This is a genomic window from Corynebacterium sp. MSK006, from assembly GCF_030232385.1.
Taxonomy (GTDB): domain Bacteria; phylum Actinomycetota; class Actinomycetes; order Mycobacteriales; family Mycobacteriaceae; genus Corynebacterium; species Corynebacterium frankenforstense_A.
Map to the genome: position 1 here is coordinate 1 of NZ_JASPJZ010000032.1, position 4,362 is coordinate 4,362.

3 protein-coding genes and 1 pseudogene are annotated in these 4,362 nt (G+C 71.6%); all 4 read left to right on the top strand.

From position 1 onward, the window contains the following. Positions 1-301: pseudogene (locus QQA02_RS11555) on the top strand (helicase-associated domain-containing protein); the annotation flags it as partial. Between the two features lie 55 nt (positions 302-356). Further along, the gene (locus QQA02_RS11560) at positions 357-2,162 is read left to right on the top strand and encodes a DNA repair helicase XPB (protein ID WP_284864349.1); all 1,806 of its coding nucleotides are present in this window, start codon (positions 357-359) and stop codon (positions 2,160-2,162) included. A 6-nt stretch (positions 2,163-2,168) separates the two neighbouring features. Beyond that, the gene (locus QQA02_RS11565) at positions 2,169-2,816 is read left to right on the top strand and encodes a DUF3239 domain-containing protein (RefSeq protein WP_284775004.1); all 648 of its coding nucleotides are present in this window, start codon (positions 2,169-2,171) and stop codon (positions 2,814-2,816) included. A 116-nt stretch (positions 2,817-2,932) separates the two neighbouring features. After that, a complete protein-coding gene (locus tag QQA02_RS11570) occupies positions 2,933-4,090 on the top strand; it encodes a pyridoxal phosphate-dependent aminotransferase (RefSeq protein ID WP_284864350.1) in 1,158 nt (385 codons plus the stop codon). Positions 4,091-4,362: the final 272 nt, after the last annotated feature.

Sequence of the window (4,362 nt, forward strand, 5' to 3'; positions counted from 1 at the left end):
CACCGGCGCCGCAGGCGCCGCCGGCGCCGCAGGCGCCGCCGGCGCCCACGGGGCGGGTGGCGCCGAGGGCGAGGGGCGCGACGTCGGCAATCGAGTCGACCCGGTCACCGCGCTGAAGACGGCCGCACGCGCCGGGCGCACCGTCACCGTCGGGCTGGTGGACAAGCACGGGCGGGCCAACCCGCGCCGGCTGCGCCCGCTGCGCGTGGCGGGCGGGCAGGTCTACGCCGTCGAGCCGGCGGCCGGCGACGCGGTGCTGCGCTTCGCCCTGCACCGGGTCACCGGCGTCGATGACGCCTAGAGCGGGCTGCTAGCCTGCCCGTACAGACCAAGAGGACAAGGAGCGTGGTGCCACGGTGGGGCTCGGCGACGGACCGTTGATCGTGCAGTCGGACAAGACCGTCCTGCTGGAGACGGCGCACCCGGCCGCGGACGAGGCGCGCGCGGCGCTGTCGCCCTTCGCGGAGCTGGAGCGCGCGCCCGAGCACGTGCACACCTACCGCATCACCCCGCTGGCGCTGTGGAACGCGCGCGCCGCCGGGCACGACGCCGAGCAGGCCGTCGACGTCCTCGAGCGCTACTCCCGCTTCCCGGTGCCGCAGGCGCTGCTCATCGACGTCGCCGAGACGATGGCTCGCTACGGGCGGGTGCGCCTGCAGAAGAACCCCGCGCACGGGCTGACGCTGGACACCGAGGAGCCGGCGGTGCTCGAGGAGATAGTGCGGCACAAGAAGATCCGCCCGATGCTCGGCGAGCGGCTCGACCCGGGCACGGTGGTGGTGCACCCCTCGGAGCGCGGGCGGCTCAAGCAGGAGCTGACGAAGATCGGCTGGCCGGCCGAGGACCTGGCAGGCTACGTCGACGGCGAGGCACACCCGATCGAGCTGACGGCCGTCGGCGCCGAGGGTGCGGACGCTGATGCTGACGACGCCGGCGGGGGCGGCGCCGACGCCGGCGACGGCGCGGGTGCCGGGGACGGCTGGCGCCTGCGCGACTACCAGCGCTGGGCCACCGACTCCTTCTTCGAGGGCGGCTCCGGCGTCGTCGTGCTGCCGTGCGGGGCGGGCAAGACCATCGTCGGCGCCGCCGCCATGGCACGGGCCAAGGCGACCACGCTGATCCTGGTGACCAACACCGTCTCCGCGCGCCAGTGGCGCGCCGAGCTGCTGCGCCGCACCACGCTGACCGACAACGAGATCGGCGAGTACTCCGGGGAGAAGAAGGAGATCCGCCCGGTGACCATCGCCACCTACCAGGTGGTCACCCGCAAGACGAAGGGCGAGTACCGGGCCCTCGAGCTCTTCGACTCCCGAGACTGGGGCTTGATCATCTACGACGAGGTGCACCTCCTGCCCGCCCCCGTCTTCCGGCTGACCAGCGACCTGCAGTCGCGGCGCCGCCTGGGGCTGACGGCCACCCTGGTGCGCGAGGACCACCGGGAGAGTGACGTGTTCTCCCTGATCGGCCCGAAGCGCTACGACGCCCCCTGGAAGGAGCTCGAGGCGGCCGGCTACATCGCCACCGCCGAGTGCACCGAGGTGCGCGTCACCCTCGACGAGGTCGGCCGCATGGCCTACGCCACCGCCGAGTCGCGCGAGCGCTACCGGCTGGCCGCCTGCGCGCCGGCGAAGGTGCGCGTCGTCGAGAAGATCCTCGCCCGGCACGCCGGTAGGCCCACGCTGATCATCGGCGCCTACCTCGACCAGCTCGAGGAGATCGCGGGGCGCCTGGGCCTGCCCCTGGTCGACGGCAAGACGAGCAACAGGCGCCGCGAGCAGGCCTTCGCGGACTTCCGGGCCGGGAAGATCTCCACCCTGGTCGTCTCCAAGGTGGCCAACTTCTCCGTCGACCTGCCCGAGGCCGCCGTGGCCGTGCAGGTCTCGGGCACCTTCGGCTCGCGCCAGGAGGAGGCCCAGCGCCTCGGCCGGCTGCTGCGCCCCAAGGCCGGCGGTGGTGAGGCCCACTTCTACACCGTGGTCACCCGCGATACCCTGGACTCCGAGTACGCCGCGCACCGCCAGCGCTTCCTCGCCGAGCAGGGCTACGCCTACCGCATCATCGACGCCGCGGACCTCACCGCGGCCGGCGGGGAGATTTCCGGCATCCCGGAGGGCGCCGACGGCGCGCAGCGCGGCGCGGGCACGCACGACGAGGAGAGGTAAAGCCAGATGCAGAACTTCCGGTTCGACGTCGACGAGGCGTGGGCCAAGGCCCACAATGAGATGCTGCGCGACACCCGCCGGCTGCGCTCCAGCGCGATCGTGATGGGCGTCATCGCGCTGATCGTCGGCGTGCTGTGCTTCCTGGTTCTCGACCCGTCCGGGCCGTGGCGCGTGATCGTGCCCGTGCTGTGCGCCACCGTGACCGTCGTGGCCGTGGCCGTGGGCGTGGCCGCCCCGCGCGCGGTCGGCAGCGCCCAGCAGCTCTACGACAACTACCCGCTGGTCCCGGCCGTCATCGCCGAGGTCAAACCGCGCACCGTGGACCTGCTGGCCCTGGTCAACGTCAACGTCGACCAGACCCGGCCGCCGCGCTGGGCGCTCGCGCTGCGCCCGGTCAGCGCCATCGACGGACACCACCGCAAGCGCGGCACGCAGGTGCCCTCGGTGGCCGTCAGCGGCCGGCGCAGCGCGCGCTCCCAGGACACCTGGGACGAGATCACGCCGATGCCTGTCGCCTGGGGCACCCCGGACACCGACGTCATCGAGGCCGCGCGCAAGGCCATCCCGCACGAGCTGTGGGAGAAGCTGGAGAAGAACCGCAAGCTCCTCGAGGACGTCAAGAAGACGAAGCTGAACCTCCTCGTCCTGGACTAGAGCGCGGCGGGGGTCTCGGGGGTTTCGGGGCCAGGCCGGGGTGGGCCCGGCGGGAGCGCAGTGCGACGCGGGTAACATGCCCGGCAAACGTCCGCCGAGCCTGTGAGGAGGCTTCCGTGACCGTCGAGCGCCTGCGTCCCTTCGCAGAGACCGTCTTCGCCACCATGACCGCCAAGGCGGTCGAGTATGAGGCGGTGAACCTCGGGCAGGGCTTCCCGGACACCGGCGGGCCGGCCGCGATGCTCGAGCGCGCCCAGCGCGAGATCGCCGAGGGCAACAACCAGTACGCCCCCGGCCGGGGTGTCGCCTCCCTGCGCCGCGCGATCGCCGCCCAGCGTGACCGCGACTACGGCCAGAGATTCGACCCGGACACCGAGGTGCTCGTCACCGTCGGAGCCACCGAGGCCATCGCCGCGAGCGTGCTGGGCCTGGTGGAGCCGGGCAGCGAGGTCATCGTGCTCGCCCCCTCCTACGACGCCTACGGCGCGGCCGTCGCGCTGGCCGGGGCGACCCGGGTCTCGGTGCCGATGGTCGCCGAGGGAGCGTCCTGGCGCGTCGACGAGGAGGCGCTCGAGGCCGCGGTCACCGAGCGCACGGCGATGGTCATCGTCAACTCCCCGCACAACCCCACCGGCGCGCAGCTGGATCTTGCGGGTGTGGCACGGGTGTGCGTGCGCCACGATCTGCTGGCGCTCTCCGACGAGGTCTACGAGCACCTGCTTTACGACGCTCGCGCGCACCGCCCCCTGGCGTTGGAGGACGGGATGCGCGAGCGGACGGTGACCGTCTCCTCGGCGGCGAAGACGTTCAGCGCCACCGGGTGGAAGACCGGTTGGGCGATGGCCCCTGCCCCGCTGCTCGACGGCGTGCACAAGGCCAAGCAGTTCCTGACCTTCGTCGGCGCCACCCCGTTCCAGCCGGCCGTGGCCTACGCCCTCGACAACGAGGATGCGTGGGTGCGCAAGCAGGTGGAGTCGCTGGGCCGGCGCCGTACGTTGCTCGCCGAGGGGCTTCAGGAGGCCGGCTTCCGCGTCCACGACAGCCACGGCACCTACTTCCTCATCGCCGAGCTGCCGGACGCATATGAGGACGACGGCGTGGAGTTCTGTCTGGCCCTACCGGAGAAGGCCGGCGTGGCCGCCATCCCCGTCCAGGTCTTCTGCGCGGACCAGGAACCGTGGCAACGCCTGGTGCGCTTCGCCTTCTGCCGTAAGGAGAAGACGCTGCGCGAGGCCGTGAAGCGGCTGAAGGCCGTGGACCTCGCGGAGATGTGATTCGTCTTTGTGAGTCGCGCTGAGCGCACGGGAGGGGACGCGGATTGCGCGGCTCCTCCCCTTTTCCATCTGCCATTTAGCGCCGGCGGAAAAGCCGCCTGAATAGCCTGAATGGTCTGAAGTAAAAGGGGTGCAGACGCAAAAAGGAGCGCCCCTCATCGAATTGCTTCGATGACGGACGCTCCCTATTTCATATTTGAGTTGTGGTGTCGGCGGTGACTTACTCTCCCACACCCTCCCGAGTGCAGTACCATCAGCGTAGGCGGGCTTAG